The sequence below is a fragment of the Streptomyces sp. CMB-StM0423 genome, assembly GCF_002847285.1.
GTDB lineage: Bacteria > Actinomycetota > Actinomycetes > Streptomycetales > Streptomycetaceae > Streptomyces.
Genome location: NZ_CP025407.1, coordinates 4,091,751 through 4,108,749, shown reverse-complemented (window position 1 = coordinate 4,108,749; position 16,999 = coordinate 4,091,751). Strand labels below are relative to the sequence as shown.

Here is a 16,999-nt window from a genome sequence, read left to right as displayed (position 1 = left end):
CATGCATGCCATCACCATCTCAGAGCCAGGCGGCCCCGATTCGCTCGTCTGGGCCGAGGTCCCCGACCCCGTGCCGGCGGAAGGCGAAGTGCTGATCGAGGTGGCTGCCGCCGGCGTGAACCGCGCCGACGTGCTGCAGCGCCAGGGGTTCTACGAGCCGCCCGCCGGCGCGTCCCCGTACCCGGGACTGGAGTGCGCGGGCCGGATCGCCGCGCTCGGCGCGGGCGTGACCGGCTGGCAGGCCGGCGACGAGGTGTGCGCGCTGCTCGCCGGCGGCGGGTACGCGGAGCTGGTCGCGGTGCCCGCGGGGCAACTGCTGCCCGTGCCGCGCGGACACGACGCCGTGACCGCCGCCGCGCTGCCCGAAGTGGCGTGCACGGTCTGGTCGAACGTCTTCATGATCGCCCATCTGCGCCCCGGCGAGACGCTGCTCGTGCACGGCGGCGGCAGCGGCATCGGCACCATGGCGGTGCAACTGGCCAAGGCGGTCGGCGCCCGGGTGGCGGTGACGGCGGGCAGCGTGGAGAAGCTGGAGTACTGCCGCGAGCTGGGCGCGGACGTGCTGGTCAACTACCGCGAGCAGGACTTCGTCAAGGAGGTGCGGGCCGCCACCGGGGGCGCGGGCGCGGACGTGATCCTGGACATCGTCGGGGCCGCGTACCTGGCGCAGAACGTGAAGGCGCTGGCGGTCAACGGCCGGATCGCGGTGATCGGGCTGCAGGGCGGCGCGAAGGGGGAGCTGAACCTCGGCGCGCTGCTGGCCAAGCGCGGGGCGATCACGGCGACCTCGCTGCGGGGGCGGCCGCCGGGCGAGAAGGCGGCGATCGTGGCGGCGGTGCGGGAGCACGTGTGGCCGCTGGTGGAGGCGGACCGGGTGCGGCCGATCGTGGACCGGACGCTGCCGGTGCAGCAGGCGGGGGAGGCGCACCGGGTGATGGAGTCGAGCGCGCACGTGGGGAAGCTGCTGCTGACGACGTGAGGGACGGGCGGTGCGCCGTGCGGGTGGGTACCCGCACGGCGTAGCCCCGAATGTCGGCTTTGTTGACTTATGTGACTGTTGTCACGTCAGCACTGCCGGCACGGAAGGGTCCCCGCCGTGGCTGCTCCCGCACGTCGCCCGCGCCTCGCGGCCGGGATGGTGGCGGTGGTGCTGTGGCAGGGGATGGTGGCGGGGCAGGGGGTCGCGTACGGGGTGAGCAACGCGGCGCCGACCGGAACCCGGCACGAGGTGCCGCAGCGTGCGGCGACCCGGCAGGTAGCGGCGGCGCAGCCCGCCCGTCTCGCCGGCCCCCCGGCGAACGCCACGGCTCTCGGGGCCCCCGCCGCACCGCCGCACCGGCCCGGCGCTACGGACGGACGGCCCCGCGCGACAGACGGCGGCCCCGGGCCCGCAGCCGCCCGCCCCCGCGCCGCAGCCGCCCAGCCCCGCGCGACCGACCCCCGGCCCGGCGCCGAGGACGACCGGCCCGGTGCGACGGACGACCAGCCCGGGTCCGCCGCCGCCCGGCCCGGCGCGACAGACGACCAACCCGGCTCTGCAGCCGACCGACCCGGCGCCACGGACCCCCGCCCCGGCTCCGCCGCCGGCCGCCCCCGCGCCGCAGACGCCCCCCGCGGCCCCGCGGCACGACCCCCCGGCGCCGACGGCGACCCCGACCGCCCCCGCCGCCCCGGCGGTCTCGCCGGCAACGGCGCCGGCGAAGGACGCGGCCACCCCGGTCGCCCCCACCCCGCCGCACCCCCCGGCGACGTCACCGCACCACCCCGCCCCGAGCTCCCGAACCGCCCCGGGCTACCCGCCCCGCCGCGCCCCGGCGCCGACAGGCCCGTACCCCCCGCCCCGCCCCGCCCCAAGCCCCCCGACGCGGACCGCACCCCCCGTCCCGACCCCCCGGCACCGCGCCGGGACCGCCGGGACCGCCCGGACCGCCCCCCGCACTCCGGCCGCTCCCCCGCACCCACCCCCCACGGCAAGCGCCGCGACGCCGACCACCCCCGCGCGGAACGGGACCGCCCCCGCAGCCCCCGCCCCCACGCCTCCGCCCCCGGCGCCCGTCAGGCGGACCCGGGCCCCCCGCACACCCGCCCCCGCCCTCCCCGCGCCCCCGCCCCGTACCGCAGCAGCAACCCCCCGGTCCCCGGCACCGACCACACCCCCGACCCGGCGCAGAGCCTCACCTTCGTCCCGGACGCCCAGGCCGACGCCACCGAACGCGTCCCGCGCCGCGGCTCCGGCACGGCGGATCGCGTCCTGCCCCTCGGCACGGGCATGACCCTCATCGGCCTGGGCCTGGCGTACTTCGCCCTCCGCCTCCGCCGCCGCTGAACCCGCAGCCCGCGGCCCGCAGCCGCGGCCGACCCGGCGACTACGCTGCCCGGATGGACCCGGCGAAACCCAGCAGCGCCCAGGCCGGCGCACCCGGCAGCGAGTCCGGCGCACCCCACCGCACCACCCCCGCCGCTCCTGACCCCGCGCCCGCCGGCCCACCCCCCGCCGCTCCGGCCCCCGCCCAAGCGCCGGCCCCCGCGCCCGGCACGCACGAACCCACCCTCCTCACCGCCCCCGCCCTCACCGCCACCCCCCACCTCGCCGCCGCCTTCCCCGCCGCCGCCCACCGCCTCCTCGCCGCCCTCGTCCGCGACGGTGCCGCCCTCGGCTGGGTCGAGCCGCCGTCCCCCGCCGAGGTGGCCGCGCTCCTCGACGACGTGTCCGCCGCCGCCCGCGCCGGCGACGCCGCGCTGCGTGCCGCGTACCTCGGCGACCGGCTCCTCGGCCTCGGCTACTGGCTCCGCTACGCCCGCCCCACCCACCGCCCGCACGCCGACCTGGAGAAGCTCGCGGTGGCCGCCGAGGCGCACGGCCGCGGGGCCGGCCGGGCGCTGGCCGCCGCGCTGGTCGCCGACGCGCGGGCCGCCGGCATCGAGGTGCTGACCCTCGACGCCCGCGGCGACAACGACGCCGCCCTGCGCCTCTACCGCTCGCTGGGCTTCACGGAGTACGGCAGGCTGCCGGGGTTCGTGGCCGTCGGGGAGCGCCGCTACGACAAGGTCTTCCACATGCTGGACCTCCGCCGTCCGCCGGACGGCCGGGACGGCGGCCCGTCCAGCCCTCCGACCAGCGACCACACCCGACCGGACCAGATCCGCCCCCGCCACCCAAGATCCCGATAGCCCCGCCGCGGGGCTCGTGCGCGACAATGGCCCCATGAATACTCCGAGCAACGAGCGCCCGCCAGAGACCCCCCAGGTGGTGGTGGTCGGACCCGACGGCATGGCACGCGGGACCGTCGCGCCGGGCGACGGCGGCGCGGACGAGGAGGGCCGCGAGATCCCGCTGACCGACAAGGTCGAGCAGCCGGCGAAGGTCATGCGCATCGGCAGCATGATCAAGCAGTTGCTGGAGGAGGTGCGGGCCGCGCCCCTGGACGAGGCGAGCCGCGCCCGGCTGAAGGAGATCCACTCCAGTTCCGTGAAGGAGCTGGAGGACGGCCTCGCGCCCGACCTGATCGACGAGCTGGAGCGGCTGACGCTGCCGTTCACCGACGAGACGGTGCCCACGGAGGCGGAGCTCCGCATCGCGCAGGCGCAGTTGGTCGGCTGGCTCGAAGGGCTCTTCCACGGCATCCAGACGACGCTGTTCGCGCAGCAGATGGCCGCGCGGGCGCAGTTGGAGCAGATGCGCCGGGCGCTGCCGGCCGGCGGTGGCCTCGGCGGCGAGGACCAGGGCGAGATGGGCCCGGAGCACGGCCGCAGCGGCGGCCCGTACCTCTGACGGGGAAGCCACTGGCTCCACACGGCTACGGGCCGGTTCGTACCCGCGGTACGAACCGGCCCGTAGTCCTTCGTGGGACGGGGACCTACTGCTTGTACCCCGTCGCGATGACCAGCTCCAGCTTGTCCTTCGACGGGTCGAAATAGTCGTCGTACTCGTCGAAGTTCTGCTCCAGCACGGTGTCCTTGCCCCACAGCTCGTCGGGCTCCTCGTCCACCTCGTACGACCACTGGGCGGCGCGCAGGCACTCGCGCACCGACTGGTAGTCCTTGAAGGTGAAGTCCGGCACCCGGACCAGCTTCTCGTTCTGGGGGTCGGTCATCGGCTCCGTGCAGCGGGTCTTGTCGATCGTGCGGGAGCGGTCCGGCGGGATCATCTCGTTCTCGCCCTTGCCGCCGTCGTCGCCCCCGCCGCCGGTGTCGTCGCCGGTGTCGGCGGTCGGGTCGGAGTCCGGGTCCGAGTTCGGGTCCGAGTTCGGGTCCTGCTGCGTCTGGCCGGTCGGCTTGGCCTCGGGCTCGCCGTCGTCGCCGCCGTTGAGCGCGACGACGATGATGGCGGCCGCGATCACCGCGACGGCGATGACGACGGTCAGTCCTATGACCGCGACGTTCCGGTTCCCCTTGCCGCCGCCCGCACCGCCGTGACCACCGCCGGGACCGCCCTGCGGGCTGAGCGAGTACGGCTGGGGCGTCGCGTACCCGCCGTGCTGAGGCTGCTGTTGCTGTTGCTGCTGCGGCGGGCCGAACCCCTGCTGCTGCATCGGCTGGTACGGGGTGGGGGTGCCGGGCGGCGGCGAGTGGTACGGGTTGACCGGCGGGAACACCGCCGAGCCGACGCCCGCGCCCGAGTCGCGCGCGTGCGCCCCCGCGATGACGGACGGCATCGCGCCCGGCGGCGTCATGCCGCCCGCCCGGCGCACCTCCTCGCGCATCTCCTCGGCGCTGCGGAACCGTTCGTCGGGGTTCTTCGCCAGCGCCCGCGCCACCAGCGCGTCGACCACCGGCGGCACCGTCATGTTGATCGACGACGGCGCCGGCGGCGGCTCCTGCACGTGCGCGTAGGCGATGGCCAGCGGCGAGTCCGCGTCGAACGGCAGCCGGCCGGTCAGCAGCTCGAAGAGCAACACGCCCACCGAATACAGGTCGGAGCGGGCGTCGACGCCGCGGCCCAGGGCCTGTTCCGGGGAGAGGTACTGCGGGGTGCCGACGACCATGCCCGTCTGCGTCATCGACGTGACGCCGGACTGCACGGCGCGGGCGATGCCGAAGTCCATCACCTTGACCTGCTCGCGGCGCGTCATCATGACGTTCCCCGGCTTGATGTCGCGGTGGACGAGGCCCATCTCGTGGCTGGCGTCGAGCGCGGCCAGCACGTCCGAGACGATCCGCAGCGCCTTCTCCGTGGGCATCGCGCCGAACCGGGCCACGTCCTCGTCGAGCACCGAGCGCAGCGGGCGGCCCTCGACGTACTCCATGACGATGTACGGCACGGGCCCGCCGCCGTCGCCCGCGAAGCGGTCCTCGCCGGTGTCGAAGACGGAGACGACGTTCTGGTGGGACAGCCGGGCGACGGCCTGGGCCTCGCGGCGGAAGCGTTCGCGGAACGAGTCCTCGCGGCCCAGTTCGGTGTGGAGCGTCTTCACCGCGACCTGGCGGTCGAGCACCGTGTCGTGGGCGAGGTGGACGGAGGCCATCCCGCCCGTGCCCAGCAGGTCGAGGAGCCGGTAGCGGCCGCCCCCCACGGATCGGCCGGCGTAGTCGTCCTGGCCGCCGTACTCGGTCATGCTGGATCTCCCCCGGGTGCCTGCCTGATGCTGAAAGTCTGCCTCAGGCAGAGGAGAGGTCAAGCGGGTTGCCCGTTCCGTGACCACCTGCCCCCTTGGGCCGTCCCTTTGCACCCCCTTTACCCACCGTGCACCGCCGCCCCTTCCGCCCCGCGCTCCGTGCACCCCTCCCCACCACCGGCCCCGCCCGGGATTTGCGTACGGACCCCCGGACCCGGTTGCATGTTCTGTTCAGCGGGATCCGGTGTGTCAGGGGCAGGAGGTAGCGTGCCCCGTAGCCGGAAAGAAGACGGAACAACGACGAGACGACGACGAGACCGAACCACCGCGAGGAACTGATGTCACAGACGGAGCCCCCCGAGGAGCCGTCGGCGAACGGGCCGGGCCGCGGCGGTATGGCTGATTCTCCGGAGAACTGGGGGGTCGGCGGGCTCGTCGGGGACGGGCGCTACCGGCTGACCCGCCGCCTCGGCCGCGGCGGCATGGCCGAGGTCTTCGCCGCGGAGGACGTGCGCCTGGGCCGCGAGGTCGCGGTCAAGCTGCTGCGCAGCGACCTCGCCGAGGACCCGGTGTCCAAGGCCCGCTTCACGCGCGAGGCGCAGTCGGTCGCGGGCCTGAACCACCACGCGGTCGTCGCGGTGTACGACTCGGGTGAGGACCAGGTCGCCGGCAGCACCGTGCCGTACATCGTCATGGAGCTGGTCGAGGGCCGGACGATCAAGGAGCTGCTGACCGGCGCCGAGATCCCGCCGCCCGACCAGGCGCTGCTGATCATCTCGGGCGTGCTGGAGGCGCTGGCGTACAGCCACCAGCACAGCATCGTCCACCGCGACATCAAGCCCGCGAACGTGATCATCACCACCACCGGCGCGGTGAAGGTGATGGACTTCGGCATCGCCCGCGCGCTGCACGGCGCGGCCTCCACCATGACGCAGACCGGCATGGTCATGGGCACCCCGCAGTACCTCTCCCCCGAGCAGGCGCTCGGCCGGGCCGTCGACACCCGCTCCGACCTCTACGCGGTCGGCTGCCTGCTGTACGAGCTGCTGACCGGCCGCCCGCCGTTCATCGGCGAGACCCCGCTGGCCGTGGTCTACCAGCACGCGCAGGACAACGCCGTGCCGCCGTCCCAGATCAGCGAGGACGCGCCGCCGGAGCTCGACGGCCTGGTGATGCGCGCGCTGGCCAAGGAGCCCGACGACCGCTTCCAGACCGCCGACGAGATGCTCGGCCTCCTGCAGTACGCGCTGCGCATGCTGCGCGACGTCGGCCCGCACACCGGCACGTGGGACACCGGCGCCGTCGCTGTCGGCGGTACGCCGCCGATGGGCACCCCGGGCGTCGGCGCCACCGCGGCCACCGCGGCGCTCGCCTCCGCGGGCGGCGACACCCCGCCGCGGCTGCTGCGGACCAGCGGCCCCGACGACGGCGGCTTCGACCCCGGCCCGCGCCGGGCGGGCCGCGGCCGCGGCAGGATGTGGGCGATCGCGGCGCTGGCGGTGGTCGCCATAGTGCTGGGCGTGGCCTTCGCGCTGAGCGGCGGAGACGACGAGAACAAGAAGCAGGCGCCGCCGACGCCGACGAAGCAGGAGCCGAGTCCGACGAAGGACAAGGAGAAGGAGGAGGACTCCCCCTCGCCCACGGAGGAGGAGCCGACGTACCACGACGACGAGCCGACGTGGGAGGAGACCTCCGAGCCTCCGCCCACCACCTCGCCGACGGACAGCCCGACCGGCACCGGCAGTCCCACGGGATCGCCCAGCGAGCCGACCGACACCGTCGGCGGCAGCACGAGCGAGGGCAGCGGCAGCACCACCGACGGCGGCGGCACCACGACGGGCGAGACCACCGGGGAGACGACCGGGGAGACCACGGGCGAGACCACCGGGGAGACGACCGGCGAGGTCGAGGGCGGCGAGATCGGCGGCGACGTCGTCGACGGCGGCCAGGCGAACGGCGGCGCCGCCGGCACCGAAGGCTGACGGGAGGGGAGCCACCCCTCCCGGCCCCCGGCCGGGGGCACGTCCTGCCCCCGGAGCTGCCCCGGCCCCTACTCCTCCCGGAGCCTGTCCCGGTCGCCGCTGCCGCGCTGTTCCGCCTGGCGGCGGGCGACGTACGCCGCCGCCTGCGACCTGCGCTCCATGTTCAGCTTCGACAGCAGGCTGGAGACGTAGTTCTTGATCGTCTTCTCGGCCAGGTGCAGCCGCTCGCCGATGGCCCGGTTCGTCAGTCCCTCGCCGATCAGGTCGAGGATCCGGCGCTCCTGGTCCGTCAGCCCGGCCAGCCGCTCGTCCTCCCGCCCGCGCCCGCCGGCGCGCAGCCGCTCCAGCACCCGCGCCGTCGCCACCGGGTCGAGCAGCGACCTGCCCGCGGCCACGTCCCGTACGGCGGTCAGCAGCTCGTTGCCGCGGATGGCCTTCAGCACGTACCCGGACGCGCCCGCCATGATCGCGTCGAAGAGGGCCTCGTCGTCGGCGAACGAGGTGAGCATGAGGCACTTGATGCTCTCGTCCCGGGAGCGGATCTCCCGGCAGACCTCGACGCCGCTGCCGTCGGGCAGCCGGACGTCGAGCACGGCCACGTCGGGCCGTACCGCGGGGATGCGGACGAGCGCGTCGGCCGCGGTGCCGGCTTCGCCGACGACCTCGATGTCCGGCTCGGCCTGAAGCATCTCGTGTACCCCCCGACGGACCACTTCGTGGTCATCGAGTAGGAATACGGTGATTTTTCCATCTATGGCCACTGTCCCAGTCTCACATACTGGGTCTTCCCGCGCTCAGGGCCGCCGGGATAACGTGCCAGTGTCCCGGCAGCCTGCGAGGCTGTGACCAGTGGACCTGATGCCGACGAGGCGAGCCGGCTCCTGCGTTACTAGGAAATCAAAGCAAAACCGCAGGTCAGGACCGCTTCGCGAAGCAGCGGACCACTGTGTAACGTGCCTGCCAGTGGGAAGGATGCCGGGCGCCTGTCACCCCCGTACCCCATCGGTGCACCCACCCCGTGCACGTATGGGAATCGGGTGAGCCGCCCTCCGCTGCCGCGGGGGACCGAAGGCCACCGGCGATCCCGGGGGCCGGAGAGACGTCAGGAGAGACCGTGACCGAGAGCACTGCCGCGCGCGACCCGCGCCGCAGCAGCAAGCGCACCAGCGGGAGCGACGGCGGGAGCGCCGCCGCGACGGCGGCGCCCGGGACGCCCGCGGCGCCCGCGAAGAAGGCAGCGGCCAGGAAGACGCCGGCCGGGAAGGCGACGGCGAACGCCAAGCCGCCCGCGAAGAAGGCCGCCGCCAGGAAGACCGCGGCGAAGAAGACGGCACCCGCGAAGAAGACGGCCGGGGCCGCCAAGCCGGCGAAGACCGCCAAGGCAGCCAAGGCAGCCAAGACGGCACCCGCCAGAACGGCCACGAAGGCGACGGCATCCGCCGGGACCCTGCCGCAGGACGACGGCGCCGCCGGGGCCCCCGAGCTGGTTCAGCTCCTCACCCCCGAGGGCGAGCGCGTCGAGCACCCCGAGTACGCGGTCGACCCGAGCCCGGAAGAGCTGCGCGGCCTCTACCGCGACATGGTCCTCACCCGCCGCTTCGACGCCGAGGCCGTCACCCTCCAGCGCCAGGGCGAGCTGGGCCTGTGGCCCTCGCTGCTCGGCCAGGAGGCCGCCCAGGTCGGCTCGGGACGGGCGACCCACGAGGACGACTACGTCTTCCCCACGTACCGCGAGCACGGCGTCGCCTGGTGCCGCGGCGTGGACCCGACGCTGCTGCTCGGCATGTTCCGCGGCGTGAACAACGGCGGCTGGGACCCGAACAGCAACAACTTCCAGCTCTACACGATCGTCATCGGCTCCCAGACGCTGCACGCCACCGGCTACGCCATGGGCGTCGCCAAGGACGGTGCCGACTCCGCCGTCGTGGCGTACTTCGGCGACGGCGCCTCCAGCCAGGGGGACGTCGCCGAGTCGTTCACCTTCGCCGCGGTCTACAACGCGCCGGTCGTCTTCTTCTGCCAGAACAACCAGTGGGCCATCTCCGAGCCCACCGAGCGCCAGAGCCGCGTCCCGCTCTACCGCCGCGCCGCCGGCTACGGCTTCCCGGGCGTCCGCGTCGACGGCAACGACGTCCTCGCCGTCCTCGCCGTCACCCGTAAGGCGCTGGAGCACGCCCGCTCCGGCCAGGGCCCGATGCTGATCGAGGCGTACACGTACCGCATGGGCGCCCACACCACCTCCGACGACCCCACCCGCTACCGCCGCGACGACGAGCGCGCCGCCTGGGAGGCCAAGGACCCGATCCTGCGGCTGCGCAGGCTGCTGGAGCGGGAGAACCTCGCCGACGCGGCGTTCTTCGCCGAGCTGGACGAGGAGAGCGACGCGCTGGCCAAGCGGGTGCGCGAGGCCATCAGGACCATGGCGGACCCGGACCCGATGGCCATGTTCGAGAACATCTACGCCGACGGGCACGCCCTCGTGGACGAGGAGCGGACGCAGTACGCGGCGTACCAGGCGTCCTTCGCGGACGAGGCGGGCGCCGCCGCTGGGAAGGGGCACTGACCATGGCGGTCGAGAAGATGGCACTGGCCAAGGCGATCACCGCGTCGCTGCGCACGGCCATGGAGGACGACGCCAAGGTGCTCGTCATCGGCGAGGACGTCGGCAAGCTCGGCGGCGTCTTCCGCGTCACCGACGGGCTGCAGAAGGACTTCGGCGAGGACCGGGTCATCGACTCGCCGCTGGCCGAGTCCGGCATCGTCGGCACCGCGATCGGGCTGGCGCTGCGGGGCTACCGGCCGGTGGTGGAGATCCAGTTCGACGGGTTCGTCTTTCCCGCGTACGACCAGATCGTCACGCAGCTCGCGAAGATGCACGCGCGGGCGCTGGGCACGGTCAAGCTGCCGGTCGTCATCCGGATCCCCTACGGCGGCGGCATCGGCGCGGTCGAGCACCACAGCGAGTCGCCGGAGGCGCTGTTCGCGCACGTGGCGGGGCTGAAGTGCGTCTCGCCCTCGACGCCCGCGGACGCGTACTGGATGCTCCAGCAGGCCATCCACAGCGACGACCCGGTGATCTTCTTCGAGCCCAAGCGGCGCTACTGGGACAAGGGCGAGGTCAACACCGCCGCGATCCCCGGTCCGCTGCACGAGGCGCGGGTCGCCCGGGAGGGCACGGACCTCACGCTCGCCGCGTACGGGCCGATGGTGAAGACGTGTCTGGAGGTCGCTTCCGCGGCGGCGGCGGAGGGCACGTCGCTGGAGGTCGTGGACCTGCGGTCGATGTCGCCTATCGACTTCGACACCCTGCAGCGCTCGGTGGAGAAGACCGGCAGGCTGGTCGTCGTGCACGAGGCCCCGGTGTTCTACGGCTCCGGCGGGGAGATCGCCGCACGCATCACGGAGCGGTGCTTCTACCATCTGGAGGCCCCGGTGCTGCGCGTCGGCGGCTTCCACGCGCCGTACCCGCCGGCGAGGCTGGAGGAGGAGTACCTCCCCAACCTGGACCGCGTGCTCGATGCCGTCGACCGCGCGCTTGCGTACTGAACAGGGAGCGTGTCCGTGACCATGAGCAACACCGCGCGCCTCCGCGAGTTCAGGCTGCCCGACGTGGGCGAGGGCCTGACCGAGGCGGAGATCCTCAAGTGGTACGTCCGGCCTGGCGACGCCGTGCACGACGGCATGGTCGTGTGCGAGGTGGAGACGGCGAAGGCGGCCGTCGAGCTGCCGATCCCGTACGACGGGGTGGTGCAGGAGATCCGCTTCGCCGAGGGCGACACGGTCGACGTCGGTACGCCGATCATCGCCGTCGACACGGAACCGGGGGCGGCCCCCGAACCCGGGGAACCCGCGGCCGGAGCGGAGGCGGTACCCGCCGACTCGGCCGCGCCGGAGGGCGGTGAGACCCCCGGCGCCGCCCCCAAGCGGGAGCCGGTGCTCGTCGGCTACGGCGTGGCGCAGAGTTCGACGAAGCGCCGGCCGCGCAAGGCGCAGCCCGGCGCCGAGACGGCAGTGGCGTCCGCGGCGATCCAGGCCGAGCTGAACGGCCGGGAGGCAGCGCCGCCGGCGCCGGACGTACCCGAAGCACGCGTCTCCGCTACGGAACCGGGCGCACCGGCGTCCGCCGGCGCCCCCGCCGCCGCGGCACCCGCCGCGCCCGCGGCAGGCGGCCCCGTGCTCGCCAAGCCGCCCGTGCGCAAGCTCGCCAAGGACCTCGGTGTCGACCTCGCCGCCGTCGTGCCCACCGGCGACGGCGGCGTCATCACCCGCGACGACGTCCACGCCGCCGCGGCCCCGGCACCGGCCGCGCCCGCGCGGCCCGTACCGGCCGCCGAGCCGGCCGCCCGTCCGGCCCCCGCCGCCGAACCTGCGGCCACCGCCCGCGAGACCCGGATCCCCATCAAGGGCGTCCGCAAGGCCACCGCCCAGGCGATGGTCGCCAGCGCCTTCACCGCGCCGCACGTCACGGAGTTCGTCACCGTCGACGTCACCCGCACGATGAAGCTCGTACGGGAGTTGAAGGAGGACCCCGATCTCGCCGGGCTGCGGATCAACCCGCTGCTGATCGTCGTCAAGGCCCTGCTGCTGGCGATCCGGCGCAACCCCGAGGTCAACTCCGCCTGGGACGAGGACCGTCAGGAGATCGTCCGCAGGCACTACGTGAACCTCGGCATCGCCGCGGCCACCCCCCGCGGTCTGATCGTGCCGAACATCAAGGACGCGCACGCCAGATCGCTCCCCGAGCTGGCCACCGAGCTGGCCGGGCTGGTGGCCACCGCCCGCGAGGGCAGGACGACGCCGGAGGCGATGCAGAACGGCTCGGTGACCATCACCAACGTCGGCGTCTTCGGCATCGACACCGGCACGCCGATCCTCAACCCCGGCGAGCCGGCGATCCTCGCCTTCGGCGCGATCAGGCTGCAGCCGTGGGTGCACAAGGGCAAGGTCAAGCCGCGGCACGTGACGACGCTCGCGCTCTCCTTCGACCACCGGCTGGTCGACGGGGAGTTGGGCTCGAAGGTGCTCGCGGACGTCGCGGCGGTCCTGGAGCGGCCGAAGCGGCTGCTCACCTGGGGCTGACCCGCGGCAGGCGTACGCCCCCGGCCCCCTTCAGCAGGGGTGCCGGGGGCGTTGGCGTGCGTGCGTACCCGTGAACTCCTGTCCGTATCGCGGACGGCAACGGCGTACGCATACGTGTTGTATCTATGCTGTGCGCATGTCCCCGCCCTCCGCCGCCCCCGCCAAGCCCGCGCCCGCCGCCGACCGCGTCTACGCCCACGTCAAACAAGGCGTGCTGGAACGGCGTTACGAAGGCGGCACGATGCTCACCGAGGGCGAGCTGGCCGACGCCGTCGGCGTCTCCCGCACGCCCGTGCGCGAGGCGCTGCTGCGGCTGCAGGCCGAGGGGCTGCTGGAGCTGTACCCGAAGAAGGGCGCGTTCGTCCTGCCCGTCTCCGCGCAGGAGATCGCCGACGTCGTCGAGACCCGGATGCTCGTCGAGGAGCATGCCGCCCGCCGGTCCGTGCCCGCGCCCGCCGCGCTGCTCACCCAGCTCGAAGAACTGCTGGAGGAGCAGCGCCGGCACGTCGAGGCCGACGACCGCGCCGCCGCGTCCGTCACCGACCGCTGCTTCCATGCCGAGATCGTCCGCAACGCGGGCAACGCCATCCTCGTCCGCCTCTACGACCAGCTCCGCGACCGCCAGCTCCGCATGGGCGTCGCGCTCATGAACGCCCAGCCCGACCGCATGCGCCGCTCGCTCGCCGAGCACGCCGAGATCCTCCAGGCGCTGCGCAGCGGCAGCGCGGACACCGCCGCCGCCGCGGTGCACGGCCACGTCGCCTCCGTACGGGACCTGTTGCGCGGGGACCTGCGGTGACCGCCGTGCGCGCGGGGGGCGCCCGCGGCCTGCCCGGCGACCCGCCCGGCGGCCTTCAGGCCGCCGCCGTCTGGAGCCTCGGCGTCGCCGTCTACTTCGTCGCCGTCACGTACCGTACGAGCCTGGGCGTCGCCGGCATCGACGCCGCCGAGCGCTTCGACGTCGGCGCCTCCGCCCTGTCGGGCTTCTCCATCCTCCAGCTCCTCGTCTACGCCGGCATGCAGATCCCCGTCGGCCTGCTCGTCGACCGGCTCGGCACCCGCCGGGTGCTGGCGATGGGCATCGTCCTGTACACCGCGGGGCAGTTCGGCTTCGCGCTCTCCGGCACGTACGGCACCGCCCTCGCCTCCCGCGCGCTGCTCGGCTGCGGCGACGCGATGACGTTCATCAGCATCCTGCGGCTGGGCGCGCGCTGGTTCCCCGCGCGCCGCGGGCCGCTGATCGCGCAGCTCGCGGGGCTCGTCGGGATGGCGGGCAACCTGGTCTCGACGCTCGTACTCGCGCGCATGCTCCAGGAGTTCGGCTGGACCCCGACCTTCGCGGGCAGCGCGGCGGCCGGCGCGGTCATGCTCGTCCTCGTCCTGCTCTTCCTGCGCGACCAGCCCCGCGACTACGTACCCCCGCCCCCCGAGGACCACCACGGCCGCGGCATCCGGGCGCAGATAACCGGCGCCTGGCGCGAGCCGGGCACCCGGCTGGGCTTCTGGGTGCACTTCACCACCCAGTTCCCGGCGATGGTCTTCCTGCTGCTGTGGGGGCTGCCGTTCCTCGTCGAGGCACAGGGCGCGAGCCGCGCGGAGGCGGGCCAACTGCTGACGGTGCTGGTGCTCTCCAACATGGCGGTCGGCCTCGTCTACGGCCAGCTCGTCGCCCGGCACCACGCGGCCCGGCTGCCGCTGGCGCTGGGCACAGTGGCGGCGACGGCGCTGGTGTGGGGCACGGTGCTGAGCTGGCCGGGGGCGCACGCGCCTGGCTGGCTGCTGGTGGTCCTGTGCTGCGTGCTGGGCGCGTGCGGGCCCGCGTCGATGATCGGCTTCGACTTCGCCCGCCCGGCGAACCCGCCGGAGCGGCTGGGCACGGCGTCCGGCATCGTCAACATGGGCGGCTTCACGGCGTCGATCACCACGCTGCTGGCGGTGGGCCTGCTGCTGGACGCGACGGGCGACCGCTACTCGATCGCCTTCGCGAGCATCTTCGTCCTGCAGATCCTGGGCACCACCCAGATCCTGCGCCTGCGCCGCCGGGCCCAAAGCCGCGAACGCGAACGCCTGGTGGCAAGCCGCGTCTCGGCCGTCCACGTCCCCGCCTGAGGCGGTCCCGCGGCCCAGGTGTATTGATCACCGCGTAAACAACGCTCCAGGTCGATACAGCTAGTCCGTCGCCACCTCCGTGGCCACTTCGGGGGTCTGGTTGGGCTGCGGGGCCGGGTTGGCCGTCGGGGTGGGCTCGTGGAAGCCCGCGGGGCCCGAGGTCGCGTCGGGGATGGCCTCCGGCGGGGCGCCGTTCTCGATCATGGAGCCGAGGCCCACCACCGCCGCCACGTCGGGGCGTTCCGCGATGCGCACCGGCAGCCCCACCGACGTACGCAGCATCGACTCCAGGCCCGGCATCGTCGCGCTCTCGCCCGCCAGCACGATCCCGTGGTCCCCGATGTCGGCCACCAGGTCCGGCGGGCAGCGGCGCAGCACCGAGCGGATCCCGTCCAGCACCGCGAGCATCGGCACTCCCGCCGCCTGCCCCACCGCCGTCGGGTCGACCTGCACCGTACGCGGGCGGCCGGAGACCACGTCGCGGCCGAGTACCTCCAGCGTCGCCGCGCCCTGCGCGCCGGCGAGCGAGAGGTCGTGGTGCACCTGGCTGACGGTGTGGCTGCGCAGCATCACCTCGTGGTTGATGCGCAGGTGCTCCACCAGCGCCCGGTCCACCGCCTGCCCGCCCACCGGCACCTTCTCCGCGGCGACCACGTTGCCCAGCGACAGCACGGCGATCTGCGTCATCGCCGCACCGCACACCACGATCAGCGTGCCCTCCGCCGCCGCCACCGGCAGCCCGCAGCCCACCGCCGTGGCGATGAGGGTGTCGACGAGGATGACCCGCTTGGCGCCCAGCCCCGCCAGCGTGTCGATCATCGCCCGCTGCGTCAGCGGCTCGGCGTCGTGCGGGGTGCACGCCGCGGCCCGTAGCGAGGGGTGGAAGCGCCAGGATCTGCGGACCTTGGCGTGGATGAGGTGGCGCAGCATGCGCTGGGCCATCTCGATGTCGGTGATGCCGTTCGGCCCCACGGGCCGCACGACCTGGATGTGGTCGGGGGTACGGCCGGTCATCGCCTCGGCCTGCCCGCCGACGGCCACCAGGGCGCCGGTGTGGGAGTTGAGGGCGACCGCGCTCGGCTCGTCCACGACGAGGCCGATGCCCCTGAGGTAGACGCGGGTACGGGTGGCCCCGACGTCGACGGCGACGCTGCAACGGAGAAGCTGTTCCTGGCTGATGCTCACATGATCAGCCTGGGGTGGCCGGGCGCGGGGCGCCCGCCGGGCTGTGCCGGTCGGATGAGGGCTGCCCCCTTACGGGTGAGGAGGCAGCGCCACCCGGACCCGTACGGGCGACCGCGGGCGGCGTCCCACGGGCGGCGTCGCGTTCTGTCGTACGGACCGTCAGGCCGTCGTACGGGCGCGGTCAGGCCGCCGTGCGCACCCTCAGTCCGTCACCGTGAAGTGCCGCAGGACCGCCTCCGCCAGTTGCGGATCGCCCTCGGTCTTCACCCGGTCCGCCACCGCGGCCGCCCGCAGCCGGCCCGTCGCCAGCCACAGGTACGTCTCCCAGTCCGTCGTCAGCGTCACCGTCGGCCCGAGCGAGACGCTGCCGTCGATGGAGCCGCGGCCGTCCTCCCCGACCCGTACCGTCCGCATGAACTCCACCGGGCCCGTCACGTCCACGACCACGATCGACCCCGGCCGCGCCGCCGCGTCCTCGGCCACCACCTTCGGCAGCCGCACCAGCAGCTCGTCGCGCACGAGGTGCGCGCCGGGCGAGTCGATGTTCCCCGGCCGGCCCAGCGCGCGGCGGATGTCCTGCTCGTGCACCCATATGTCGAAGGCGCGGTAGTGCGTCAGCTCCGCGAGCGTCATCTCGCTGCCGAACGCCCCGCGCATCTTGGCCTCCAGCGCGCGCTTCTCGCCGCGGAGCTGGCGCCGGCGGCGGATCAGCGTGTATTCGAGGTCGGCGGTCATCTCCGGCGCGGTGTGGTGGCGGCGGGTGTCCACCTGCACCTCGACGTAGCGCGCCTTCTCGCTCGTGATGTGCATGAGGTCGGCCGGCAGGTTGTGGATCGGCCGGGGGTCGCCGAGTGCCTCGCACTCGGCGCCGATGATGTGGGAGACGACATCCCGTACGGACCACCCCGGCAGGCCGCTTCGACCGCTCCACTCCCCCTCGGAGAGCGGTGCCACGAGTTCGGAAATGGCCTCGGCCGAATGGGCCCAGGCATCGATGGACGGCTGGAGGCTGGAGTGGACGGTCACACTACCCCTTACGGGATCGTTCGCGAGATGCACGGCAGGCCCTAAGTTACGCTGCGCACGGGT

13 protein-coding genes and 1 pseudogene are annotated in these 16,999 nt (G+C 74.0%); 10 read left to right on the top strand and 4 right to left on the bottom strand.

Going from position 1 to position 16,999, the window contains the following annotated elements; translation table 11 throughout:
* Window position 1: 1 nt before the first annotated feature.
* The 4 genes and pseudogenes from CXR04_RS17835 (at window position 2) to CXR04_RS17820 (ending at window position 3,772) form a co-directional block, all read left to right on the top strand.
* The gene (locus CXR04_RS17835; protein WP_101423388.1) at window positions 2-979 is read left to right on the top strand and encodes an NAD(P)H-quinone oxidoreductase; all 978 of its coding nucleotides are present in this window, start codon (window positions 2-4) and stop codon (window positions 977-979) included.
* A 117-nt stretch (window positions 980-1,096) separates the two neighbouring features.
* Window positions 1,097-2,326, top strand: a complete 1,230-nt coding sequence (locus tag CXR04_RS17830) for a hypothetical protein (RefSeq protein WP_159072342.1) — start codon at window positions 1,097-1,099, stop codon at window positions 2,324-2,326.
* A gap of 53 nt (window positions 2,327-2,379) precedes the next feature.
* Window positions 2,380-3,081 (top strand): annotated as a pseudogene (locus CXR04_RS36465) (GNAT family N-acetyltransferase); the annotation flags it as partial.
* A 124-nt stretch (window positions 3,082-3,205) separates the two neighbouring features.
* Window positions 3,206-3,772 carry a bacterial proteasome activator family protein gene (locus tag CXR04_RS17820; protein ID WP_101423386.1) on the top strand — a complete coding sequence of 189 codons (567 nt, stop codon included), beginning with the start codon at window positions 3,206-3,208 and terminating at the stop codon, window positions 3,770-3,772.
* Window positions 3,773-3,857: 85 nt separating this feature from the next.
* On the opposite strand, the gene CXR04_RS17815 is transcribed toward CXR04_RS17820, so the two are convergent.
* Window positions 3,858-5,555: a protein kinase domain-containing protein gene (locus tag CXR04_RS17815; protein WP_101423385.1), complete on the bottom strand. Its 1,698-nt coding sequence runs from the start codon at window positions 5,553-5,555 to the stop codon at window positions 3,858-3,860.
* 338 nt (window positions 5,556-5,893) lie between these two features.
* On the opposite strand from CXR04_RS17815, the gene CXR04_RS17810 reads away from it, so the two are divergent.
* A complete protein-coding gene (locus tag CXR04_RS17810; RefSeq protein WP_101423384.1) occupies window positions 5,894-7,537 on the top strand; it encodes a protein kinase domain-containing protein in 1,644 nt (547 codons plus the stop codon).
* A 68-nt stretch (window positions 7,538-7,605) separates the two neighbouring features.
* On the opposite strand, the gene CXR04_RS17805 is transcribed toward CXR04_RS17810, so the two are convergent.
* The gene (locus CXR04_RS17805) at window positions 7,606-8,298 is read right to left on the bottom strand and encodes a response regulator (protein WP_101423383.1); all 693 of its coding nucleotides are present in this window, start codon (window positions 8,296-8,298) and stop codon (window positions 7,606-7,608) included.
* A gap of 353 nt (window positions 8,299-8,651) precedes the next feature.
* On the opposite strand from CXR04_RS17805, the gene pdhA reads away from it, so the two are divergent.
* The 5 genes from pdhA (at window position 8,652) to CXR04_RS17780 (ending at window position 14,725) form a co-directional block, all read left to right on the top strand.
* On the top strand, window positions 8,652-10,100 hold the full coding sequence (gene pdhA, locus CXR04_RS17800; protein WP_101423382.1) for a pyruvate dehydrogenase (acetyl-transferring) E1 component subunit alpha: 1,449 nt from the start codon (window positions 8,652-8,654) through the stop codon (window positions 10,098-10,100).
* 2 nt (window positions 10,101-10,102) lie between these two features.
* Window positions 10,103-11,083 (top strand): alpha-ketoacid dehydrogenase subunit beta, encoded by a 981-nt coding sequence (locus CXR04_RS17795; RefSeq protein ID WP_101423381.1) that lies wholly within the window; start codon window positions 10,103-10,105, stop codon window positions 11,081-11,083.
* Window positions 11,084-11,104: 21 nt separating this feature from the next.
* Window positions 11,105-12,616 (top strand): dihydrolipoamide acetyltransferase family protein, encoded by a 1,512-nt coding sequence (locus tag CXR04_RS36460; protein ID WP_101426447.1) that lies wholly within the window; start codon window positions 11,105-11,107, stop codon window positions 12,614-12,616.
* 136 nt (window positions 12,617-12,752) lie between these two features.
* Complete coding sequence (locus CXR04_RS17785) at window positions 12,753-13,415, top strand: GntR family transcriptional regulator (RefSeq protein WP_101423380.1); 663 nt, start codon at window positions 12,753-12,755, stop codon at window positions 13,413-13,415.
* Entirely contained in the window at window positions 13,412-14,725 is a 1,314-nt protein-coding gene (locus CXR04_RS17780; RefSeq protein WP_101423379.1) for an MFS transporter, read from the top strand. The genes CXR04_RS17785 and CXR04_RS17780 overlap by 4 nt, the downstream gene beginning before the upstream one ends.
* A gap of 60 nt (window positions 14,726-14,785) precedes the next feature.
* Here CXR04_RS17780 and CXR04_RS17775 read toward each other — a convergent pair whose 3' ends face one another.
* The gene (locus CXR04_RS17775; RefSeq protein WP_101423378.1) at window positions 14,786-15,910 is read right to left on the bottom strand and encodes a rod shape-determining protein; all 1,125 of its coding nucleotides are present in this window, start codon (window positions 15,908-15,910) and stop codon (window positions 14,786-14,788) included.
* 201 nt (window positions 15,911-16,111) lie between these two features.
* The gene (locus CXR04_RS17770; RefSeq protein WP_101423377.1) at window positions 16,112-16,936 is read right to left on the bottom strand and encodes a maleylpyruvate isomerase family mycothiol-dependent enzyme; all 825 of its coding nucleotides are present in this window, start codon (window positions 16,934-16,936) and stop codon (window positions 16,112-16,114) included.
* Window positions 16,937-16,999 lie beyond the last annotated feature (63 nt).

Excerpts from the sequence above, each read along its gene's own strand:
- CXR04_RS17835 (WP_101423388.1), top strand. The coding sequence starts at position 2 with ATGCATGCCATCACCATCTCAGAGCCAGGCGGCCCCGATTCGCTCGTC.
- CXR04_RS17820 (WP_101423386.1), top strand. The coding sequence starts at position 3,206 with ATGAATACTCCGAGCAACGAGCGCCCGCCAGAGACCCCCCAGGTGGTG.
- CXR04_RS17815 (WP_101423385.1), bottom strand. The coding sequence starts at position 5,555 with ATGACCGAGTACGGCGGCCAGGACGACTACGCCGGCCGATCCGTGGGG.
- CXR04_RS17810 (WP_101423384.1), top strand. The coding sequence starts at position 5,894 with ATGTCACAGACGGAGCCCCCCGAGGAGCCGTCGGCGAACGGGCCGGGC.
- CXR04_RS17795 (WP_101423381.1), top strand. The coding sequence starts at position 10,103 with ATGGCGGTCGAGAAGATGGCACTGGCCAAGGCGATCACCGCGTCGCTG.
- CXR04_RS36460 (WP_101426447.1), top strand. The coding sequence starts at position 11,105 with ATGAGCAACACCGCGCGCCTCCGCGAGTTCAGGCTGCCCGACGTGGGC.
- CXR04_RS17785 (WP_101423380.1), top strand. The coding sequence starts at position 12,753 with ATGTCCCCGCCCTCCGCCGCCCCCGCCAAGCCCGCGCCCGCCGCCGAC.